Below are 21,022 nucleotides of genomic sequence, written 5' to 3' on the forward strand. Positions count from 1 at the left end.
ATCACCTCCACCAGCCGCGGCCGGCGCGGTAGTTGAAACCCCATTGGCTAAGCTGTCGGACGATATCCGGATCCGCATCATCGATGCGGAGCCAAAGGTTGCCACCTTTGGAACGGTGATCTTCGAGGGCGATGGCGTTAGCAAAGGCGAAGTCGGTGATATCGGGAAGTGCAACACCGGTCTGTGGCTTTGCCGAAAACGCCGCGCGCTGATCACCAAGAACGCGCGCAAAAAGCTCCTGCCAACTGTAGCCATTGTTGCCCGCATGACGCATTTGCTTGCCTGGAGGCTCGCGCTTCAGTCGCGAAACCGAAATAGCTTGCTTGGCGTCCTGGAGAGGCAGATCTGAACGCCTATAGCGATAGGCAGCGTTACCCTTCTTGCTGAACTCGACGACGACAATGTCGCCCATGCACATGATGAAAGCATTGTTGCTAGATTCGCTTCCTGTAAAATTGAGCAGGCGGCCGTCCATCGAGCGGCGAAGCTTTTCAATGTCGGGGTTTGTCGACCAGTAAGTGCGGCTGCCGAGCGCAAAGTATACGTCATCCATCCGATCATGATATTTGCGCCAGAATTCGAAGCGGCTTTTGTCCTGCCGCCCATCCTCGGACAGCACCTCAAAAAACTGATGGATGAGATCTAGCTTCAGCCAACCAGCGACCATCGAGCGAGCGGCCCCCGCTCGGCTCCATGCTGGATCATTGCGGTCGAGCCATGGGTTTTTCCAAGCCGAAACCAGTGCATCGCGTAGCGGCGCGTGAACGGGCGGGGACGGAATTGCGGCATACCGCTTGATGAGATCGACATAGATGTCGTCGCGCAGATGTTGGAAGCGGGGCTCCACCGCCGCCTCAAGAAACGCGGGAATGTGGGTCGCAAACGCCTGGTGGTCGAGGCTAAGCGCGATCTCAAGTGCAGATCGTATCGTTTCCCCGGCAAGCCATGACGTCCCCGGAAGCCTCAGACGCTGCATTGCATCCTGGAACGGGGCTTTGTCGCCTGCAATCCACGCAGCACCGAAGCGGTCTCCGGGGTCGGCTCCCAGAACGCCGGCGTAGTCGGCAAGCGCCCCCACCCATTCCGGGGAGGGTTCGATAGACTGGATTAGATCAACATTTTCTTGGAGAAATTTGCGCAACTGATCGTTGCCTGCACGAACCAGCTGAGTCCCGAACCATCGGCCCGTGCGCTCAGCGGTGAGATAAGAGGTGAGAAGGCCCTCGTAGAGACGGCGAAATCGGCGAGGCTGCTGACAGTGCGATGAGACCGCGGCAAGGAGCATATTGAGGCAGGCGTGGTCACCCAGGATGAGGTAGTCGTCAGATGCCAAGTGTAGGGTGACTCCATAACAGGCACGGCGGAGCGTTCTGAAGTCGACGTCGCCGTTCTGGTCGCGAACCCGCCGTATGGCCTCAATCATGCGGTCACCCGAAAGACTAGACGAACGGCGTGACGAGGAGCCGAAACGCCGTGCGATTGCCTCGGTTGCCTTTGCCATGCCCTCTGCAGTAGGCGATGCCCATGCGGCGAGAAGCTCATGATTGATCTTGGCCAGAGACGATGTGAGCGCAGAGATTGGACTCATCATCGCCCTCCAATGCCGCAACGCCCGGACAGGTTGGGCACTGGGGCCGTGACAGTTTTGTCTTCATCAACCTGGTAGAATTCGATGCGAAGTTCGATGCGGCGGCTTTCTTCGTCCGTGGCTTTGAGAGAGTTCGACGAGTAGCCGCCGACCAGAAAGAGCTGTTCGACGCGTGTCTGCTCGTCAGGTGGCAACGGGTCTAAAGACGGGGAGGTTTCGCGCCGGATTGAGCCTGTGGTGCTTGGCGCAAAGGGATCCTGCGCCGTTTGCGCGGTGGGCATGACGCGCGAAGGAGCCGCATATTCTCCAGCCAGCAAAACGCACATCACGCGCTGGCTGCGGTTCAAACTAAGATTCAGATTGTGAAGATACGTACCCTTTTTGTCAGTGAAACCTTCGACCACGACCCGTTTGAGCCAAGACTGGCAGATGTCGCGATCCCTCCTAAGCACGGATAGGAATTGCAGAGTGAAGTTGCGTAGTGTCTGCGCCTGCTCGTAGCTCAACTCATTGCTGTTGAAGCCAAACTGCGCCCGAGACCCGAAATCGATGACATTGCGCGCTCGATCCAGGCGCACGCCGCCAGTAGCATTGTCATTGAAGTCGGCAATCAGGCGCTCGAGCTCGCCATGACAAGCAGAAATCTCAGCATTCCGCTGCTCACGACGTGTGTCGCGTTCCTCTTCTCGCCGCTTGAGTTCCGCCAGCGCTTCTGCCAACTTCTGCTTTTCGGCCTCAAGCGCCTTGTGAGCATTTTTGGCCGACGCTTCAGCTTCCTTGGCTTGCTTTTCCGCCTGGGTCGCCCGCTCGGTGTCTTTCTGAGCCTGCACGAGTGCGCTCGTGAGCGACACCAAAAATAGTACCATCAGTGCGGTCATCAGATCAGCGAACGAGATCCAGAATGGCTTCTCTGCTTCGTCGCGGTTGCCACGTTTCAAGCTGTGTCTGCGCCCTTGCATGTCGGACTACGCGACCCTCTTCGGAGGCTCAGGCAAATCGCTCAGGGTGTCTTGCAGGTGGTCGATCGCGCTGGCGAGGAGTTGTGTCGACTTGGAGAGATGAGTGTGGAATTCTGCGTTCGCATTGCTCAGAGCGCTTAACATCTGCTGATTGAAGGACCCGTGCGCGCCGGCAAGGACGTCATTTACCTTATCAAGGTAGACGTCCGCTTGGTTTTGCGCGGAGATGAGCTTCTGGGCTGCGGCCTCCATTCGCGCGACGATATCGTTTGTCATCGCGACTTCGCGCTTTGCAGTTTCCACAGTTCCCCTTAGTCCGTCCACCACGCCAGCGAAAGTTTCGCGCGCGGCCCGATAGTCACTGACCACCGTCTGCACGTCTTGCGATGAATGGGAGAGCGTCGAGGCAGCCAGAGATAGCTCGGATGACAGCACGCGCGATCGGTCCAACACCTCGGCCATAGCCGAACCGGAGGAAATAAAGCGGTCTGCGGCGTTGCGTATCTCGCCTGCACCCTCGCCCATCAACGCAATGTTCCGATGGGTCGCGCTTCCGAGATCCGTGACGGCGGCGCGCATCGCGAGAGTAGTGTGTTCGATAGCCTCCGTTTGCGCACGAACACTGGTCGTCAGCTCGGCTATTGACTCCCTGGTATGGGACGCCATGGCCGAGACGCTATCCTGATGTGCAAGGCTCGAGGCCTTAGTTTCGGTCTGAAGCGTCTGCACGACCTGGCCGACCTGGGCTCCGATCTCCTGCAACATCGTCTGCACGTTCGATGTCGTATCTGCCTGTGTCTTGGTGACGACGCTGCGCAACTCGTCAACGACGGTACGCATGGTGTCATTCATCTGGCCTTGCTGTGCAGACAAGTCTTCGAGGGTACGGCTGAGTTGGGTTGAAATGGAAGCCGTCGCGCTTTCACCGGCGCTCCCCACTTGCTGGGCCATGGATTGAAAGGATGTGACGGCCGACTCGAGGACTTGCAGCGTCTGTGCCTGCAACGCTCTGGCCTGGCCAACCTGGCCGCCCAGCATCTGATCCAGTTTGTCTGCAAAAGCGGCCATCGAGTCCTGAAGACCCTGGCTTAGCTGTTCACCTTGCCGGCTGCGAAATTGACCGAGACTTTCGGCAATTTCGCCGAAGGGCTCGCGCAATCCATGATCTATCGCACTGACGAACTGGTCCCGAAGCTGGGCGTGCTGCTCGGCCGCCGTCTCAATCTGTCGTTCTGTAAGGCGTTCAAGAATGGCGCTCAAATCCCCGACAAGCGCGTCCTTAAGAATTTTTGCTTGGGCGGTGGATTCCTCTGACGCGTGCACGAGGCGCGAGAGATAGTCTTCGCTGGCGCCTGCGGCGTAGAGGGCGTCGATGTCCTGACACAAGTGTTCAACACTGCGATGTAAGCTCGCGACGATGAGCTTTTCAAAGAATGTGACGACCATCGCGAGGGTGATCGCCGCGGCGGAGACGTGAAAAGCCTCCTTCACCGAATCAATAAGCAAGTTCGTTTTTAGTGGCCCTCCGTCTCCCGGCGTGGCATTGCCGAGACCGTTGATGAGCCCCAAAAAGGTGGCGATGATGCCGAGGCCGGTCAAAAGCCCGGGCAAGTGTTTGAAAAACTCCGTATGGATGCGCCCTTCATAGACCGATTGAGCGTTGAAAAATGCTTCTGCTGGCACGGTGGCGCGCAATGGCGCGTCCCGGTGGATGCCACTCCGAGGATCTAACGCGCCCCTCGGCAAATGTAGGGTTTCGCAATACTCGCTCCAGAGATGCTCCAGTCGCTCATCGCCGACTTTAAGGCGCTTAGGATCGCCGCGTGTTTGGCGGAGTTGGCGAATTTCGCGTGCTAACGCCGAAAGTTTCCGACGCAGGTTCACCCATGGCGCAATGAAGCCGAACAGAAACATGAGGACCGCAAGCATCAGCAGTCCCGCAAGCACGGGATTTTCCACCGCAGCGGTTGCGGCGTGGCGCAGTAGTTCTGGCATGAAGATATCCAAGCCTTGTGCCGCAGTTCCGATTGTGGCACGGCGACTAACACCTAAATTCAGAAGGCTGAATACTAACCGGCTAAATGATTCGTAACGGCCTGAACGAGGGGTTATCCACGGGCTGTGTTCGCGTGCGGAATGTTACGATCAGCTGAAACCACAAAAAGCGCTGAGTTTGCGGCCCTATAATCCGCCGGAGCCACATCCTGCTGAAAACCGACCTGCATGTCTGCATTGCCCTCGCCAGCGGAGATCGACCTGCCTGCTCACGACGGACTGCACATTCGAAAGCGAGCTTCTCTCCGTACCGCTCGCTCGTACGCCGTGTCCCGCATAATCTCGCGACATGAGCGGGGGGGGCACAATCGATTCGAAAAGAAGTCGCTTAGCAAGGTCACTGGCGCAACTAAGGCATCGAACGACCTGTCCGAAAGCTGCGTCGCGTTCGCAACGGCGGTCGACGGTACGACAGTGATCGGCATCGAGAACGATGACAATGTCTCGCCGCCGCAGAAGCACCATGACAGACCGCGTTCCTCCTCATCTGATTGCAAATCCCGACACAGGACTCATGCTGCCTACCGTGGATACGATACCGCCAAATTTTGATTGGACGACGGGAGAACTGATCCTCATCGTCACCGACTATTTTTCGATGCTTGATGCGGAGTTGGCGGGTCGCGCCTACTCGAAGGCCGAGCACCGAAGAGCGTTGCTTGAACTAGTCAAAAGGAGCGAGGGATCGATAGAGTTTAAGCACCAGAACATCAGTGCAGTTCTGCAGGATCTCGGCCTCCCCTGGATTCCCGGCTATAAGCCCAGGTCCAACTATCAAAACGCCTTGCTGGAAGCCGTCGAGGTTCATCTCGATCGACATCTGCCGATACAGAACACTCCCTTCGACAACTTCCGTTATCCCTTTGATGCCGCGGACGTCCTGGTGCCGCCGCCTGATCGCCGGATAGGCTCAACTAGTCCAGTTTTCGAACGGGTTATTCGAAAGTTCGATCCGGCTGCACGTGATGCGCACAATCGAAAGCTCGGCAGGGCGGGGGAGGAGTTTGTCCTCAACTTCGAGCGACAACGTCTTAACGCCCTTGGCTGCGGCAGGCTCGCGGACAAAGTCCGGTGGGTCGCAGATGTCGACGGTGACGGCGCCGGGTTCGATATCCTGTCGTTCGAACCCGACGGCGATGAAAGATTGCTGGAGGTCAAAACGACCTGCGGTGCCGCCCGTACGCCATTCTACATCAGTCGAAACGAGCTTAGTCTTGCCGAACAACGGCCGACGGAGTTCCGGTTGGTCCGGGTCCATCAATTCGCGAACGACCCCAAGATATTCATTCTTGAACCTCCCCTGCCGGACCAGATAAGCATAGAACCGGTTGCGTATCGGGCAGCCTGGAACTAACACGTCACTACGACTCCTGACATAATACAGATTATTGGCCGAACGGCCGACTTCGCTGCCCATGTCCACGATGGGATTCTGCCACACCGCGGTTGCATGCATCCATGACTCAACGCCGACGTCCCTCAACGTCTAAAGCCCGGAAAGCAGGCTCGTTTGCAAAGCTGAAATCGGCGGCGCGACCGTCAGCGATTGACCTATTCTGCGGTTGTGGCGGTCTTTCTCTGGGCTTGAAGAACGCGGGGTTTTCGGTCGTCGCTGCCGTCGACACCGATGCCCTCGCTTGTGCCACCTACCGGGCGAATCATCGCGCCACGCTGCTGCTGGAAAAGGATATCCAGGACATCGATCCTGCCGAACTAATGGTCGAACTCGGTCTCAAAGAGGGTGAGTTAGGCCTACTCGCAGGCTGCCCGCCTTGCCAGGGCTTCTCAACGCTCAGAACGCTTAACGGCGGCAAGAAGATTTCCGAGCCGATGAACGACCTTGTGTTTCAGTTTTCACGCTTCATCAAGGTCTTCAAGCCGAAATCTGTGATGGTGGAAAATGTGCCTGGTCTGGCGGGCGACGAACGTCTGGCGAAGTTCCGAGGCTTTTTGTCGGCCATGGGATACAAGTCCTGCATCGACGTCTTCGATGCCGCCGACTTCGGCGTTCCACAGCGCCGCCGTAGGATGATCCTTCTGGCCGCACGTGGGACCAGGCCTGAGTTCGCAGCGCCCGCTAAGCGCAAGCGTTCAGTGCGCTCTGCGATAGCGAATCTCCCGGCGCCACAGGTAACGACCGATCCCGCACACAATCATCCTGCCGACCGTGCACCTCACGTCATGGATATCATTCGCAGGATTCCCAAAGACGGAGGCAGTCGCAGGGAGCTGGGCGAAGATGCGCAGCTGCCGTGCCACCGCAAATGCAACGGGTTCAAAGACATTTATGGACGGATGAGTTGGGACAAACCTTCGCCGACCATTACGGGTGGCTGCATCAATCCGTCGAAAGGCCGTTTCCTCCATCCTGAGCAGGACCGGGCGATAACGCTGCGCGAAGCTGCCATGCTTCAAGGGTTCCCGGTCAATTATCGTTTTGATCTCTCAAAGGGGCGTTATCCCGCCGCTCAGATGATCGGTAACGCTTTCCCGCCGGCGTTTGCAGCTCATCACGCCAAGTCTCTTCGCGGTCTTATTAGCTGCTATTTGCGCAATCTAGAGACATGACGAAAGAGCGGGGGAAGTTATGGTGGGCTGGCGATCGAGATTTGGCTTCCAGCACCTCACCGGTGCTGGGTCCTCTTCCCGGCCCAGCCATGATGACGAAGCCGTTGAAGCGTTAGCCCAACCGACCGCCACCGCAGATCAAGGGGCCATTTGGTCCGTCGACATTCCGATAGCGGGAAAGAGGACACTTCCTCCGGACCCTCGGATGATGAAGGCTATCGGCTTAAACCATTCGTTTGAGTCGGCCGTCGCGGACATCGTAGACAACTCGTTGGATGCCGGTGCGAGGAAGGTGCTGATCCGGTTTATCCGTGACTCAGCGAGCCTACGCAGCATCTGCATCGTCGACGACGGCCACGGGATGGATGACAAGACCATCGACCGCGCCATGACTGTGGGCGGCGATCGGAATTACGACGAAGACGATCTTGGACACTTCGGTATCGGCTTAAAGGCCGCGTCTCTCGGTCAGGCTCGGAAGCTTACTGTCGTATCGAGAGCTGCCAACCAACCCGCCGTCGGAAGGCGCTGGTTGATCGACGCTGCATCCAAGGGCTTCGAATGCGACGTAGTAGGAAGCGGCTTCGCAACTTCGCTGCTCGATCGTGATTGGAGACATCTAACGCCGTCCAGTGGTACCATCGTGCTGTGGACCGAGGTAAAGAGCTTTGCCGCTATCGCCGACGCCAAAGCCTTAGACCGATTTATCGACAGTTACTTGACTAAGCTTCGGCACCATCTGGGGCTCGTCTATCATCGTCTGCTCGCGGCCAAGAAAGTGGAGATCGCTGTTGATGTCGAGGACGTCGCCGCTGGCGAGGTCGGATTGCCCTTCTCAGTCGATCCTATCGATCCGTTTGGATACATTCGCTCGTGTCGAGGAGACTATCCGAAGGTCTTGAGATCGACTTGGCGGGATCGACCTATCGAGCTGAACTGCTGTATCTGGCCTGGTCGTTCGAACCACGCGAACTTTAAATTGTCGGGCGAGAAGGCTGAACCGTTCCAAGGCTTCTTCATCTATCGGAACGGCCGGCTACTTCAGCGCGGCTCCTGGAACGGCGCTGTCCTTCCGGAAAGAGAGCTTCAGCTCGCAAGGGTCGCCATCGATATCGACGACACGCAATCAGCCCTTTTTACGATGAACGCCGAGAAGACGCGCGTCGAAGCTTCTTCCGAATTCGGTGCCGTGGTCCAGTCCGCAACCGACGGGAAAACCACCTTCTTGCAATACCTTGATCACGCGCGATCGGCCTACCGAGACAGTCAAAAACGCAAGCGGGAACGACCGAAGGTTCGGCGACCGGGCAAGGGATTTGCCGAGGCGGTCAGATCGGCCATCGACGACGAGTACGAATTTCTACCGGGGGAGGCCTTGGACGTTCGTTGGGTCGACCTGGGCGACGATACGTTTTTTGAGCTCGATCGCGAGGATTCGTTGATCAGACTGAATCGCCGGTACCGCTCGGCGATCATCGGGGGACGCGATTCCAGCCTCAACGATGCCCCGTTGGTCAAAGCGCTCATCTATCTTCTGGCCGAAGAGAGCTTCCATGGTGCGTTTCTAGGCGCCAAGCGAAAAGACAATTTGGCCATGTGGCAGTCTATCCTGACGGCTGCAGCACGCGCGGAGTCGAAATGAGCCGTCAAGATGAGCCACAACGACACCTGAGCATCGACGGCTTCTCCGAGTATTTGGCTGCTGGCGCACCTTCTGCGCTAAAGATCGACGGTGAGCCGGTCGTCTACATCTCGTTCGATCCCAACCTTCCCAGGCTCACCTTGAGAACACCGCTTGGGAAGCAATCGATACCCGACCTCTCCGGTTACGATCGCATATCGGCTTCGTCGGTTTATTGGAACGACGGTCAATGGTGTGAGCTTCGCCTGGATGGAGAGATTATCAAGGACGCGTATCCGATATTTTGTTCGATTGCCGACCGTATTCAACTCCGAGCTATGAATTTCGGAGGCGCAGTGGTCGACGCTCTTGGCTCATTACGCGAATTGCTGTCCGGAAAAGGCAGACTTAGCCACGAGCAGGAGATTGGACTTTACGGCGAAGTATTACTGGTCTGCTCTTTGCTGAGCACAATGCCGGCTTCGGAAGTCCTTGCGTCTTGGCGTGGACCTGAAGCCGAAGAACACGACTTCACGCTTCATTTCGACGATGTCGAAGTGAAGTGCACGACCGCCGAGGAACGTGCTCACTGGGTCAACGGTTTCCGCCAGTTGGAACCGACCGTAGGGAGAAAACTCTGGCTTCTATCCGTTCAGTTGACGGCAGCCGGATCGTCCGGAACTTCTCTGGCGGAACTCGTAGCCCAAACACGGTCCCTTTTGGCAGATCCCGCGCTGCTGCGGGAACTCGACCAAAAGCTTGCACTTCTGAATTGGCGAGACGACTCCGCTGCGCTGTACGGCCGACGGTATCGTCTCAGGTCATTGCCTCGTTTATTCCAGATCGACGATGGGTTCCCTGCGTTGACCCCGAGTCGGTTTGAGAGCGCAGGGCTGGCGCACGAACGTGTTAGCCAAATCCGATATCAAATCGACTTGGAGGGGCTTCCCGGAGCATCGGAGTTCCCCCGCGAGCTAACGAATTTCTGTGCGGGGGGTGAATTTGTCTGATGTCCTCATTGCGGCCTATTCGGCCGCCCTAGGTGCAATGGAAGCCGGCGGGCCGAAGCCACTGCTGCCGCGTGCAATGCTTGAAGGGTCGGAGCGCGATGCAAAGACCGACGTTGGGCTTACTGCACTTAGCGCATACCTGAACACGGCGTCTCTCAACGACGATCTGCGTAAGCGACTGCACATGGCAGTCTCACGTTGGGATATCAGTCCCGAAGGTGCTGAATGGGCTTCGGACACGCCGGCTAGGTCGAGTGCTCGCAGGCAAGCCATCTACGATCGACTAGGTCTTCTCACACACCAAACAATCGTTGACCAGTTCAACGACCTGTTTCCGCTTGAGACCGATACTCCGGTTGTCATTAGCGATAAGTTCGAACCCTGGTATACGGCGGAGCGAAGTGAAAAGAATGCCTTCTATTGGCCCGGCTACATTAAGCTACTTGCTGGAAAAGGATGGTCGGCGGACGCATTAGCCGGTCTTGACGAAGCCACGACCAAGGTCGTCGAGCGTTTGACCGATCCATACAGGTTAGAGGCGCGTCAAGCGAAGGGCCTCGTGGTCGGATACGTTCAAAGCGGAAAAACGGCCAACTTTACGGGGGTGGTCGCAAAGGCCGTAGATGCCGGCTACAGGCTGATCGTCATTCTCACTGGCACGATCGATGTACTTCGGAAACAAACGCAACGCCGCTTGGACATGGAGTTACTTGGCAAGGAGAACATTCTGCGCGGCGTCGATCCGAACGATCCCGAGACCGTTGCCCACGCAGACTACCAGGACGACCCCGATTGGTCTCGATTCGTCGAGTTTGGCTTCCTGCCGTCAACCCGCAACTTTCCCGACATCATCCGCCTTACAAGTCGCAACTTCGATTACAAGAGCCTGCGAGCGGGCATTGTGGCACTTGAATTCGAGAAGTCAGATAAGTCTAAGGCATTAGTCGATCCGGCCAATCTTCCTTCAAGCTCAGCACGCATCGTGGTGGTCAAGAAAAACAAGGCGGTCCTCAAGAAGTTCGTAAAGGACTTGAAGAGCATCAAGACTCCAAGGCACGAAATCCCCGCGCTCATCATCGACGATGAATCCGACCAAGCATCGGTCAATACGTCCAACCCGAGCAAGTGGAAGGGACAACTTCCGGGCAGCGAAGAGCGAACCGCCATCAATAAGAGTATCTCGGACCTGCTTACCCTGCTCCCGCGCGCGCAATATGTAGGCTACACCGCGACCCCCTTCGCTAATGTGTTCATCGATCCGGGCGACGCATTCGACATATTCCCCAGAGACTTTCTCATCAGCTTAAGTCGGCCTGTTGGCTACATGGGGGTGAAGAACTTTCACGATATCGGCAACGAAGTCGATCCCGACGATAGGACCGTTTCCAACTCGAACGAGGCTGCCTTTGTCCGCGATCTGCGCGATGGGGAGGACTGGGACAAGAAGCTTCAGGAAAGCCTGGATGCCTACGTGCTGGCCGGTGCCCTCAAGCTTTATCGCGAGAAGACCGATGGCGAAACTTATCGTCACCATACGATGCTCGTTCATGCCTCGGTTCAGCAGCAGGAGCATGCCGAACTAGCGAAACAGATTCGCGATCTTTGGAAATCTGCCGGGTACAGCAGCACAAGCGGATTGGCCCGACTAAGAAAGCTGTACGATGGCGATTTCCTACCGGTGTGCAGAGCGCGGGCAGGCAATTACACTTTCCCTTCGCACTTCGACGATCTGAAACCACACATCGCAGGTGCAATCAGCAGGATTACTAGTCACACGGATCCAGTGCTCGTCGTCAACGGGGACAAGGAGATGGCGTCGGAAGACGTCGACTTCGATAAGCGCCAAGTATGGAGGATTCTTGTAGGCGGCACCAAGCTCAGTAGGGGGTTCACAGTCGAAGGGCTAACCGTTTCCTACTATCGTCGAAAGACCAAACAGGCCGACACCCTTATGCAAATGGGTCGCTGGTTTGGTTTCCGTAATGGGTACGAAGACCTGGTAAGACTGTACATCGGCAGGGCAGAGCCCGACGGTATTAAAACGGTCGATCTTTATGAGGCGTTTGACGCGATCGTGCGGGACGAAGAGGCGTTCCGAGACCAACTCCGGCAGTATGCCGAGATGGTTGACGGCCGCCCTCAAATTACGCCCAAGGACATACCTCCGTTGGTGTCCCAGCATCTGCCATGGCTGAAGCCAGCAGCGAAGAACAAGATGTTCAACGCGGAGCTGGTCGTAAGGCGCTCGGCAGGATCACTAGTTATCCCGACCGGGTACCCGGTGGCCGACGATCTGAAGGAACATAACTACCGAGCGGTACTTCCGCTTCTAGCGGCAGCCTCTGAGAAGGTGCAACTGCTAGTCCCTACCTTGCCCAATGTGACGGCAACCCAGTTTGATGCCTGGATCGGCGAAGTCGACACGGACAAGTTTCTGAGAGCTATCGACGGAATAAAGTGGATCACCACCGACTACTACGCTCCGGACAAGGCTTTCCTGCACGAGATATCGGGAGTGGTCCGCAACTGGACCGTAATCGTTCCGCAAACGGGCGTAGCGAAGAACCGGCGCGACCTGCCCGATGTTGGCGAGCGTGTTATCGTCGAGCGTGGACCGAAACCGCCGTCGAACAAGCTATGGGGCGAGCCTACCGATCGAAAGCATCGTCCCGCCGCGCAGTTTTTGGCAGGCAGCCTCGCCGATTATGGCGATACGGTTCTTAGTTCACGTAAATCTCCGGATAAAGGTGCGGTACTCGTGTACCCCATGGCTCCGAATCCCGCGGAATTGCCCGCCAAACCGGAACCCAAGGACATTGTTCTCGGCGTAGCGTGGATTGCTCCATCGCATCTCAGGTCATCAGCAAACGAGGTCGTTCAGTTCAGAGCCAAGAACAGCGATCTGGCCAATGAGCCGATCGTGCCGGCGAATTAGTCAGGCGTGCGTTTGCCTAGGCTTAATCTAAGAATGTTCGAAGCCGCCGCCTAAGTTTTGCGGGATCGGCCATATCGCATTCCCATAAGACCAGCACACGCCAACCGTCCTGTCGCAAGGAACGAATGTTGCGCAGATCGCGTGCTTGGTTTCTTTTCAGTTTTGCGGTCCAGAAGCCCCTATTCGTCGCGGGAGGCGCGCCCCGTTTGCACGTATGCCCGTGCCAAAAGCAGCCGTGCACCAAAATTATCTTACGCCGCGACGCGAAAACCAGGTCCGGCCGACCGGGTAGCTTCGACCCGTGCAACCGATACCGATAACCGAGCGAATGAGCCAGCCTTCGAACAAGCAATTCGGGCCTAGTATCTTTGCCGCGAATGCGCGACATAAGTTCCGATCTCTGCCCTTTGGTGAGCCGATCCACGTCTTGGACTGAGCCTCCCTGTGGACTAACGGGTCTAACCGATATCGCCTTGACCTTGTCGATATCCAAGTACGCGGACGTGGCCGACAGTGACTCGTGCCCCAGCAGTCTGCGCACGACTTCCGGATTATCGGTTATCTCGTAGACGCGCACGGCCTTCGTGGGGCCGGAGCTATTGTCCGGCCCAAAACGGAAGTTTTCAAGTTACGTGCTGCGCGAACAATCAACGGCATGTTGCCGATGTTCGGCCGTGGGCAAAAAGAATGGGGAACCTCGCAGTCGCGGCATCTCAATTTCGATTTTGAGCAAAGCGCCTCGCTGACGGACGATGAACTTTGCTTCTCTAGACCATGCCGGGTCGATGCAGCCTGGAAACTGTTGGATGGATCCCTTAGTGGCGCTCTTTCCGCCCAATAAGCGTCGTGTGAACAGGAAGGAGCGGTCATGCCGACCCGAAGAAGCCAGGATGAGAGCGTGATATATAGCACCGAATGGAAACCTAACTCCGTTATCTGATAATGTGTCACTACGTACGGTTTTCGCACTTATTTTTCAAAATCGACACGTGGTGATCCTGTGAACTTCCGCACACTTTGCCATCAATCAAGTTGCAGGACACCGGCATGTCGCATGGCTGTTCAGCCATGCATACGCGGGGCTGATTTGTGAAGGTCATCTTCGACACGAATATCTGGCGCTATCTAGTGGATGATGAAGCCATCACGGTTGTGCAGCAGTTATGCAGACGTCGAAAGCTGACTGTTGTGGTGCCCCCAGCGACAGCGTTTGAGTTCGCAGCGACAGGAGATCGGGAAGTTCGTCTGGCACTCATCCGAGCAATATGTTCGCCAGAGTGGAAGCGGCTGATGCCCGAGGCATACACGTCGAGCCTTGAGATTGTGGATGAACTCGCGCGGTGCCGCCCGCAATGGATGCTGCCGAAGACCGATAAACATAGGCTCCAGCCGCTGTTTCGCGACTGGAAGGCAAAAAATGGGTTCTGGAGGCGGCTGACAGAGCAACCGGACGAATTCGCAGACGTCCTCAAGCATGCAGATTTACCAACGCTCAACGGTGCTCGCGCGCAAGCTTACGGTCGCCGAAAGGATTTTCTCGCACAAGGGCTGACGAAAACAGCACATCTCGATAAATGGGAGGGAGCTTTCCCTGCACCGCGTGAAGGCTGGGATGGTGATAAGATTGAAGCCTGGCGGCCTGAATCAATGGCAGCAATCACCTATGCGCTGTCCCTAGCGCACGGCCCTTATTGGGATTGGATTCGCTGTTTCGTCGACCTCGATAGAGTTGACGTCCACGGCCCTGATTGGCTCAGATTTTGGCTATACGATTGCGAACGCGATCGCCTGCCGCTGCAGTGGTTGTGGTGGGCAGTAAGTTTTCTTCAGGCCTTTCGCAAGACAACGGACGGTAATCCAGCGGATACCCAGTTGGCACAATACCTGCCCGAGTGCGATGTCTTCGTAACGGCCGATAAGGGCTTCGGCTGGGTCGTCGATGAGTGCCGCAAGTACGACGTGTGCGCCTTGCCTGATGTTTGGATCATTCCGGGCGGTGGAAATGGCGTGACACAAATGCTTGCCCGGTTTGCATAAGGCGACGTGCCGACAGGGCTCATGCATTGGCTTGTCCAAGTGTGAGTTGGCAACGATCAAATGCACAAGTGGCCACTTCACCGCTTAGCATCCCATCTGCTCTTCACTTGCCGAAGACTACTGCCACGCGACCTATGCCCATTGCTGCCAGACCCGCAGAAATCGTTCCAGAAGTGGTTGCTAGTTGGTTGCTAGGACTCAAAACACCGTTCAATACTGAACGCCGTCGACCTAGTAACTTATTGATTTTATTGGTGCGGACGGTGGGACTCGAACCCACACGACGTTGCCGTCTCAGGATTTTAAGTCCTGTGTGTCTACCGATTCCACCACGTCCGCATGCCCTGCCCGTTCCGCCCGGGGTTCGGGCGCGCCTTTATGCGCTGGCAGGCCCGGAAGCTCAAGGCCGTCCCGGCCCCATCAACGGCCGCGCGCGCACCCCTCGGCCGGCTGACCGGGCGGCAGCGCATGCCCTCGGCTCTCCAGGCCGCTCATCCTGCCGCACGGGCCGCATCGCCAACCCGTTGTTGCGGTGCGCCATAGAGGATCGCGGCGCGCAGCAGCACATAGAGCGTCACGGCATTGAGGACATGCCACGCGGTGTGGGTTCCACGCAGGTGACCGCCGAGGGTCGTCAGCTCGCACAGCTCCAGATCCAGGGTGCGGAAGGTCATGGAGACCAGAAATACCACCGAAGCGAGCGCGAGCAGGCGCCAAGCCGGATGGCGGAGCGCGGCCAAAAGCATGGCCGAGAAGGCCAGCGCGAACCAGGCCGGCGAGTAGGCCGCGGTGCCGTTCAGGCAACGGGCGCCCGCCCGCGCCGTGATCGGCAACAGTGCACCCTGTTCGCAACTGATCGTGGCGGCGTAGCGCAGGCACGCAAAGAACACCGCCAGCCCGATCAGCACCACGAGCCAATTTTGGCCGAGATAGCGGCGGAGGACGAACGCAAGGTAGGCGAGCATGAACACGGCGATCGGGATCTGATCGGCCAGCGACGCCCATCGCGTTGCATAGGTGTGGAAAAGAAAGCTTCCGATGCCGATCACGAACGTCAACGCAACCAGTGCGGCGGTCGCGATACTCCGGCGCTCGGGTGGTGCCGCGAAGTAGTCACGCGACGCCACAAGCGCGGCGATAATGAAGGCGGCATTGCTCACCGCATTGAACGGCTCGGCCCAAAACGACGGGTCTTGCCCGCGCTCGCAGTAGATGAAGATCTTCTCGGTGAGGGACATGCCACCCGTGCCCAGATTGCGGTTCGAGCAACGCGATCAGTTTTCGGCGCGATCGTCGGGCCGCTCAGATCTTTTGCTTCCGGCTTTTTGCATCAGCGTGCGCAGCTCGGTCGGATCGTCGAGATCGATGGTGTGCGGGTACGCGGGGTCTTTGCCGTGCATCTCCGCCATCACGTCGCCTTCGGCATTGTAGAAGATCGTGCGCGGGACATAGGTGCCATCGGGCGAGAACGCGCCGTTGGCGTCGGGATCCTTGTCGACGTCCACCAGGATCATCACGAAATCCTTGGAGGCCGCAACGACGCCAGGGTCTTTCCAAACCTGGCGGTAGCGCTTGCACGAGGTGCACCAGGAGGCGTGGAACAGCATGATGACCGGCTTGCCGGTGCGGGTCGATTCACGAATGCCGGGACCGACCTCCTGCCAAGCGATCTCGGCGCCGTTCCAGAGCTCGGCCATGTTCGGCTGACCGGCAACCACACGGCCGGGGAGAAGCAGAAAGGCCGAAAGCAACGCGAGGCCGACCGTTGCGGACGTTCGCGCCCAGGCAGCCGACCAACAGGCGGAGCGGGATCTCATCGGCATGGTTTCGGCTGGCGTGATTTCGGCTGACATGGGTTCGGCTCCTGATCTTGCGGGATCTTTTCCCGCTTCCCGGCGGCTAAAGCAAGGCCGGATCCTCGAAGCAGAGCCAGCTCTTCACCGTTGCTTAACCAGGAAAATCCCGAAAATCTTAAAGTTCGGCGTCTAATCTCGCGAGATTAATTTCATAGATTTGCAGGAGTGTCCCTCTGTGGGCCCCTCGTTTCTCATCGGTGCCCTACGGCGGTCAAACGCTACCGGCGAGCTGCGGAACGCGCATCCTTTGCGCGCGCTCGCGCTTGGCAGCGTGCTAACACTTATCCTGACCGCCATCCTCGTCACCGGCGTCGTGCTGTGGTCGGCTTCGCGCAGCGATGAAGTGACGAAGGAATGGCGTCTGCAGCTCGTCTCCGACGCACTTACGAGCCGCCTGCAGAAAATTTCAACCGATCAGGAAAGCGTGGCGGACTGGGACGAGGCGGTCGTGAACACGCGCGATGTGTTCAACCGCGAATGGGTCGACGTCAATCTCGGCGTCTGGATGTACGACTATTTCAAGCACGACCGCGTTTATATTCTCAACGCGCAGAACCGTGTGCTCTATGCCATGGCCGATGGAAAGGAGACCTTCGTCGGTGAAGGCGGCAAACCCGACGGTTTGGTTGGCGCTCTCGCGACATCGCTCAGGCAACAGATCGCGACAACGCAGCCCTTGGTGGGTGCAAAAAAACATATCCCCCGCACGCACGATCTCGGGTTCGTCGAAGGACGGCCTGCGCTGGTCAGCGTCATGGCGCTGGTTCCGCATAGCGGGGCGGTTTCCCAGGAGCGCGGAACCGAAAGCCTGATCGCGAGCGTGCGCTTTCTCGATGCAAGCTTTCTGACCGAAATGTCGGATGCCTACGTTCTCAACGGCGTGCGCTTTACGCGCACAAACGACATCGCCCCCGATGAGCAGTCCTATACGTTCAAGAACGATGCCGGAGAAACCATCGGCCGGTTCGTCTGGAAGCCGAGACTGCCGGGCGCCAAAATCCTTTCCGACGTTCTGCCGGTGCTCGCGATCGGCCTGTTCTTCATCGGATTGGCGATCACGTTCCTCATCCAGGGCTTGCGCAGGACCTACACCGAACTCGTCACCAGCGAAGCCCAGGCCCGTCACCTCGCGTTGCACGATGCACTGACCGGGCTCCCAAATCGCGCATTTCTCAACGACCGCCTGGACGAGGCGCTCACCGATGTGAAGAAGGGGCATGGGCAGATTGCGCTCATGTTCCTGGACCTGGATCGCTTCAAGCAGGTCAACGACACGCTCGGCCATGCGGCGGGCGACGCCCTGATCCGCGAGCTTGCCGCCAATCTCAACATTACCCTCCGCCCAGGCGACGCGCTCGCGCGCATGGGAGGCGACGAGTTCGCGATCATCATGCACGACGTTGCGGATCGTACCGAGGTGGAAGAGCTCTGCCTCGATATCGTCTCTGCCGTTTCGCGGCCGTTCGATATTCTCGGAAATTCGGCAATGGTCGGCATCAGCATCGGTGTCGCGATGGCGCCGGAGGCCGGCGTGGATCGCAGCGAGCTGGCGCGGAAGGCCGACATCGCGCTTTATCAGGCGAAAAAGAACGGCACCCAGCGCTTCCAATTCTTCACCGAGGAGATGAGCGCGGACGTGCAGCAGCGCCGAACGCTGGAATGCGAGCTTCGCGACGCGCTCGATGCACCCGGCCAGCTCGAGATCGTCTATCAGCCGATCTATTCGGCCGACCTTGCGGGGATTTCCAGCGTCGAAGCGCTGGCCCGATGGCATCATCCACGGCTCGGCGCCATTTCGCCGATCGTCTTCATCGCGCTCGCCGAGGAGTGCGGCCTCATCGACAGGCTCGGTGATTGGGTTCTGCGCCAAGCCTGCACGACCGCGCGAACGTGGGATGTGGGAACAGTGGCCGTCAACGTGTCACCGACCCAGTTCCGGCAAAAGGATTTCGCGGAGCGCGTATTCGCGATCCTGAACGAATCCGGCTTATCGCCCAACCGCCTCGAAATCGAGATCACAGAAAGCACGCTGCTCGATGGCTCGGACTCCTCGACGAGGGGTCTCAAGGTGCTGCGGGAAGCCGGCATCAAGATCGCGCTCGACGATTTCGGAACGGGCTACTCCTCGCTCAGCTATCTGATGCGGCTCGAGGTGGACCGGATCAAGATCGACAAGTCGTTCGTACGCCATCTCGGGGATTCCGCGCAGTCGTGCTCGATCGTGCAGGCCATCGTGACGATGGCGCATGCGGTTGGCGTCGCGGTCACGGCGGAGGGTGTGGAAACCGGAGACCAGCAGGAATTTCTTTCGCGCGTCGGCTGCAACAATCTGCAGGGCTATCTGCTCTCGCCCCCGGTCTCCGCGCTCGGCCTGGTCGAGCTGTTCGGCAGCAAGAAGATCCCGCCCAGAGAGCGCGACATCGGCTCGGCCGTCGCTTAGCACCGTTCCAGCTCTAACGGATCCGCGAGGCGGGCACGCTTATTTCGGACATTCAACGGCAACGGTCGTTTGCGCCGATGGAATGAACCGTCTGCATTCCGAGACACGCGCGACCGAAGCCGCCGGCTCGGATCGAGATTGCGACTGCGGCGCCGGGTTTGACACCGGCGCGACAACGGCCAGCGGCTCGAGCGTGGTCAAGCGGGCGCGAGCATCGTCCTGGGCGGCGCGGGCATCCAACGACTTCGGCGCGCCCTCGAGCACCTTCTTGAAACTCGCCGCGGCTTTGTCTTTTTCGCCTTGCTGCTCCTCGATGCGTCCGCGCAACATCAATGCTGCGGGGAAGGCCGCCTTCAGCGAAAGCGCCTTCTCGATATCCGTGAGCGCAGCGGCGTAGCTCGCTTCGCGGAACGCAACTGTCGCGCGGGCGTAGTAGGCGTCTGCATTGTCGGCACCGGCGGTGACGGCTTTTTCCGCTTCGAGACGCGCAGGCCCCTGCTCACCCAGATCGGACAGAACAAGAGCGCGTAGGATCTGAGCCTTGATTTCTCCCGGATCGAGCGCAGACGCCTTCTGCAGCTCGGAGAATGCCTGGTTCAGCTCGCCCCGGCGACGGAACAAGCGCGCGCGGTTGATATGCGCTTCCGCGATCTCGCCCCTTTTCTCCAGATAGCGGTCGAGATCGGCAAGCGAGCGTTCGCGATCGCCGCGCTCGTGCTGAACAAGCGCACGTTTGTAGTAGGTGTCGGCGTAGCCCGGATTGTAATCGATGGACTTGTCGAAATCGGAGAGGGCTTTGTCGTAGCTACCAGCGTGGAAGTGGGCCGAGCCGCGATTAAAGTGACCGATGTAGAGCTGGTTCTTCGGCAGGCGCCCGCTGTTCATCACGCGGGTGCAGGCGTCCGCACTGGCCTTGCGGTCGGCCGCCGTGCAATCCGCGAGGTCTTGCGTCATGCCAGCGAGGCCCGGCGTCGCGAAGGTGCCCGCGCATATAAACGCAACCGCTAACCGGCTGATCGTCGAAATAGCTATGAAACGCGGCATGAGGCGACACCCCCGTCTGGCAATTTCGCTCGCGGCACATTTTCCGTTCGTGTCCGAGTATGGACGGGATGCCGGCGTCCGGTCAGTTACGGGGGTAACAAGCCTGCGCGCGGGCTCGCCAGGGACAAGGCACACACCACCGCCGCATCCGAGTTTCGGCCAGCATCCTGACGGGCACCCGCTTTGCGAAGCCGCCCTCGCTTCCCACATGTGACCCGGCTGAACTCTTCCAAATCGGCGCAACAGCCCTTGACGGCGCGCTACCGATGCCCCAATTATGTTAATGTGATAAACATTCACATGAGGATGCGATGCACGACATGGTTATGAGGCTCGACGACATGGGGCGGCCGGCGTGGCTCGCACTCATGGTTGTCAGTTTTGTTCTGTTCTGGCCGCTGGGACTGGCCGTCCTGGCTTTTCTTCTCTGGAGTGGACGCATGGGACACGGATGGGGTTGCGGAAAACACGGTGAGCGCAGCCGCTGGCAGGCCCGTTTCGCCGAAAAATGGGGCCGCCACGGGAGCGGCGCTTGGGGCGAGCATCGGGGCGGCGACGCCTTCCGGGGCGGCTTTGGCTCGTCGGGGAACCGCGCCTTCGACGAATACCGCGAGGCGACCCTGAAGCGCCTCGAAGACGAACAGCGTGAATTCCGCGATTTCCTCGAGCGCTTGCGCTTGGCGAAAGACCGCTCGGAGTTCGATCAGTTCATGGCGGACCGGAAATCGCGCCCATCTTCGGGCGAAGAGAACTCCGGGCCGGAAGGTCCGGCACCTTCTCCGCAGACCTGATTGCCAACTACCCTCCCCCACAACTCGATCGGGCCGGCCTGACCAGGGCCGGCCTTTTGATTGTGGCCTCCGACCAAATGCAGGACAGACCTTAACGCGCAATAAACGATATCCCACT

The 21,022-nt window shown here is 58.4% G+C and carries 15 protein-coding genes and 1 tRNA gene; 8 read left to right on the forward strand and 8 right to left on the reverse strand.

What is annotated here, in order from left to right; translation table 11 throughout:
* Window position 1 precedes the first annotated feature (1 nt).
* The 3 genes from RCO24_RS05400 to RCO24_RS05410 are packed head-to-tail and all read right to left on the reverse strand — an operon-like array spanning window position 2 to window position 4,542.
* Window positions 2-1,591 (reverse strand): EH signature domain-containing protein, encoded by a 1,590-nt coding sequence (locus RCO24_RS05400; RefSeq protein WP_308960439.1) that lies wholly within the window; start codon window positions 1,589-1,591, stop codon window positions 2-4.
* Window positions 1,588-2,526: an OmpA family protein gene (locus RCO24_RS05405; RefSeq protein WP_308960441.1), complete on the reverse strand. Its 939-nt coding sequence runs from the start codon at window positions 2,524-2,526 to the stop codon at window positions 1,588-1,590. The genes RCO24_RS05400 and RCO24_RS05405 overlap by 4 nt, the downstream gene beginning before the upstream one ends.
* A gap of 27 nt (window positions 2,527-2,553) precedes the next feature.
* Window positions 2,554-4,542: a hypothetical protein gene (locus RCO24_RS05410; RefSeq protein ID WP_308960443.1), complete on the reverse strand. Its 1,989-nt coding sequence runs from the start codon at window positions 4,540-4,542 to the stop codon at window positions 2,554-2,556.
* 523 nt (window positions 4,543-5,065) lie between these two features.
* On the opposite strand from RCO24_RS05410, the gene RCO24_RS05415 reads away from it, so the two are divergent.
* The 5 genes from RCO24_RS05415 (at window position 5,066) to RCO24_RS05435 (ending at window position 12,736) form a co-directional block, all read left to right on the forward strand.
* Window positions 5,066-5,956 carry a DUF3883 domain-containing protein gene (locus RCO24_RS05415; protein WP_308960445.1) on the forward strand — a complete coding sequence of 297 codons (891 nt, stop codon included), beginning with the start codon at window positions 5,066-5,068 and terminating at the stop codon, window positions 5,954-5,956.
* 104 nt (window positions 5,957-6,060) lie between these two features.
* Complete coding sequence (locus tag RCO24_RS05420) at window positions 6,061-7,170, forward strand: DNA cytosine methyltransferase (RefSeq protein WP_308960446.1); 1,110 nt, start codon at window positions 6,061-6,063, stop codon at window positions 7,168-7,170.
* Between the two features lie 205 nt (window positions 7,171-7,375).
* Window positions 7,376-8,812, forward strand: a complete 1,437-nt coding sequence (locus tag RCO24_RS05425; protein ID WP_308960448.1) for an ATP-binding protein — start codon at window positions 7,376-7,378, stop codon at window positions 8,810-8,812.
* Window positions 8,809-9,801, forward strand: coding sequence for a PD-(D/E)XK motif protein (locus RCO24_RS05430; RefSeq protein ID WP_308960450.1), 993 nt, complete (start codon window positions 8,809-8,811; stop codon window positions 9,799-9,801). The genes RCO24_RS05425 and RCO24_RS05430 overlap by 4 nt, the downstream gene beginning before the upstream one ends.
* On the forward strand, window positions 9,794-12,736 hold the full coding sequence (locus RCO24_RS05435) for a Z1 domain-containing protein (protein ID WP_308960451.1): 2,943 nt from the start codon (window positions 9,794-9,796) through the stop codon (window positions 12,734-12,736). Before RCO24_RS05430 ends, RCO24_RS05435 begins: the two co-directional genes overlap by 8 nt.
* A gap of 22 nt (window positions 12,737-12,758) precedes the next feature.
* On the opposite strand, the gene RCO24_RS05440 is transcribed toward RCO24_RS05435, so the two are convergent.
* The gene (locus tag RCO24_RS05440; RefSeq protein WP_308960452.1) at window positions 12,759-13,313 is read right to left on the reverse strand and encodes a very short patch repair endonuclease; all 555 of its coding nucleotides are present in this window, start codon (window positions 13,311-13,313) and stop codon (window positions 12,759-12,761) included.
* Between the two features lie 512 nt (window positions 13,314-13,825).
* On the opposite strand from RCO24_RS05440, the gene RCO24_RS05445 reads away from it, so the two are divergent.
* Complete coding sequence (locus RCO24_RS05445; RefSeq protein ID WP_308960454.1) at window positions 13,826-14,773, forward strand: hypothetical protein; 948 nt, start codon at window positions 13,826-13,828, stop codon at window positions 14,771-14,773.
* A gap of 252 nt (window positions 14,774-15,025) precedes the next feature.
* Here the strand turns inward: RCO24_RS05445 and RCO24_RS05450 are convergent.
* From RCO24_RS05450 to RCO24_RS05460, 3 genes are all read right to left on the reverse strand, one after another.
* Window positions 15,026-15,112, reverse strand: a tRNA-Leu gene (locus RCO24_RS05450).
* 152 nt (window positions 15,113-15,264) lie between these two features.
* Window positions 15,265-16,011 carry a ceramidase domain-containing protein gene (locus RCO24_RS05455; protein ID WP_308960456.1) on the reverse strand — a complete coding sequence of 249 codons (747 nt, stop codon included), beginning with the start codon at window positions 16,009-16,011 and terminating at the stop codon, window positions 15,265-15,267.
* A 36-nt stretch (window positions 16,012-16,047) separates the two neighbouring features.
* The gene (locus tag RCO24_RS05460) at window positions 16,048-16,626 is read right to left on the reverse strand and encodes a thioredoxin family protein (RefSeq protein ID WP_308960458.1); all 579 of its coding nucleotides are present in this window, start codon (window positions 16,624-16,626) and stop codon (window positions 16,048-16,050) included.
* Between the two features lie 274 nt (window positions 16,627-16,900).
* On the opposite strand from RCO24_RS05460, the gene RCO24_RS05465 reads away from it, so the two are divergent.
* Window positions 16,901-19,069: an EAL domain-containing protein gene (locus RCO24_RS05465; protein WP_308960460.1), complete on the forward strand. Its 2,169-nt coding sequence runs from the start codon at window positions 16,901-16,903 to the stop codon at window positions 19,067-19,069.
* Window positions 19,070-19,108: 39 nt separating this feature from the next.
* Here the strand turns inward: RCO24_RS05465 and RCO24_RS05470 are convergent, their stop codons facing one another.
* On the reverse strand, window positions 19,109-20,113 hold the full coding sequence (locus RCO24_RS05470) for a tetratricopeptide repeat protein (protein ID WP_308960462.1): 1,005 nt from the start codon (window positions 20,111-20,113) through the stop codon (window positions 19,109-19,111).
* 311 nt (window positions 20,114-20,424) lie between these two features.
* Between RCO24_RS05470 and RCO24_RS05475 the strand changes: the two genes are divergently transcribed.
* The gene (locus RCO24_RS05475) at window positions 20,425-20,904 is read left to right on the forward strand and encodes a DUF2852 domain-containing protein (protein ID WP_308960464.1); all 480 of its coding nucleotides are present in this window, start codon (window positions 20,425-20,427) and stop codon (window positions 20,902-20,904) included.
* The last annotated feature ends 118 nt before the right edge of the window (window positions 20,905-21,022 follow it).

The sequence above is a fragment of the Hyphomicrobium sp. LHD-15 genome (genome assembly GCF_031157355.1).
Taxonomy (GTDB): domain Bacteria; phylum Pseudomonadota; class Alphaproteobacteria; order Rhizobiales; family Hyphomicrobiaceae; genus Hyphomicrobium_C.

Coding starts and splice junctions, on each gene's coding strand:
- RCO24_RS05400 (WP_308960439.1), bottom strand. CDS start 1,591: ATGATGAGTCCAATCTCTGCGCTCACATCGTCTCTGGCCAAGATCAAT.
- RCO24_RS05410 (WP_308960443.1), bottom strand. CDS start 4,542: ATGCCAGAACTACTGCGCCACGCCGCAACCGCTGCGGTGGAAAATCCC.
- RCO24_RS05415 (WP_308960445.1), top strand. CDS start 5,066: ATGACAGACCGCGTTCCTCCTCATCTGATTGCAAATCCCGACACAGGA.
- RCO24_RS05420 (WP_308960446.1), top strand. CDS start 6,061: ATGACTCAACGCCGACGTCCCTCAACGTCTAAAGCCCGGAAAGCAGGC.
- RCO24_RS05425 (WP_308960448.1), top strand. CDS start 7,376: ATGATGAAGGCTATCGGCTTAAACCATTCGTTTGAGTCGGCCGTCGCG.
- RCO24_RS05430 (WP_308960450.1), top strand. CDS start 8,809: ATGAGCCGTCAAGATGAGCCACAACGACACCTGAGCATCGACGGCTTC.
- RCO24_RS05455 (WP_308960456.1), bottom strand. CDS start 16,011: ATGTCCCTCACCGAGAAGATCTTCATCTACTGCGAGCGCGGGCAAGAC.
- RCO24_RS05460 (WP_308960458.1), bottom strand. CDS start 16,626: ATGTCAGCCGAAATCACGCCAGCCGAAACCATGCCGATGAGATCCCGC.
- RCO24_RS05470 (WP_308960462.1), bottom strand. CDS start 20,113: ATGCCGCGTTTCATAGCTATTTCGACGATCAGCCGGTTAGCGGTTGCG.
- RCO24_RS05475 (WP_308960464.1), top strand. CDS start 20,425: ATGCACGACATGGTTATGAGGCTCGACGACATGGGGCGGCCGGCGTGG.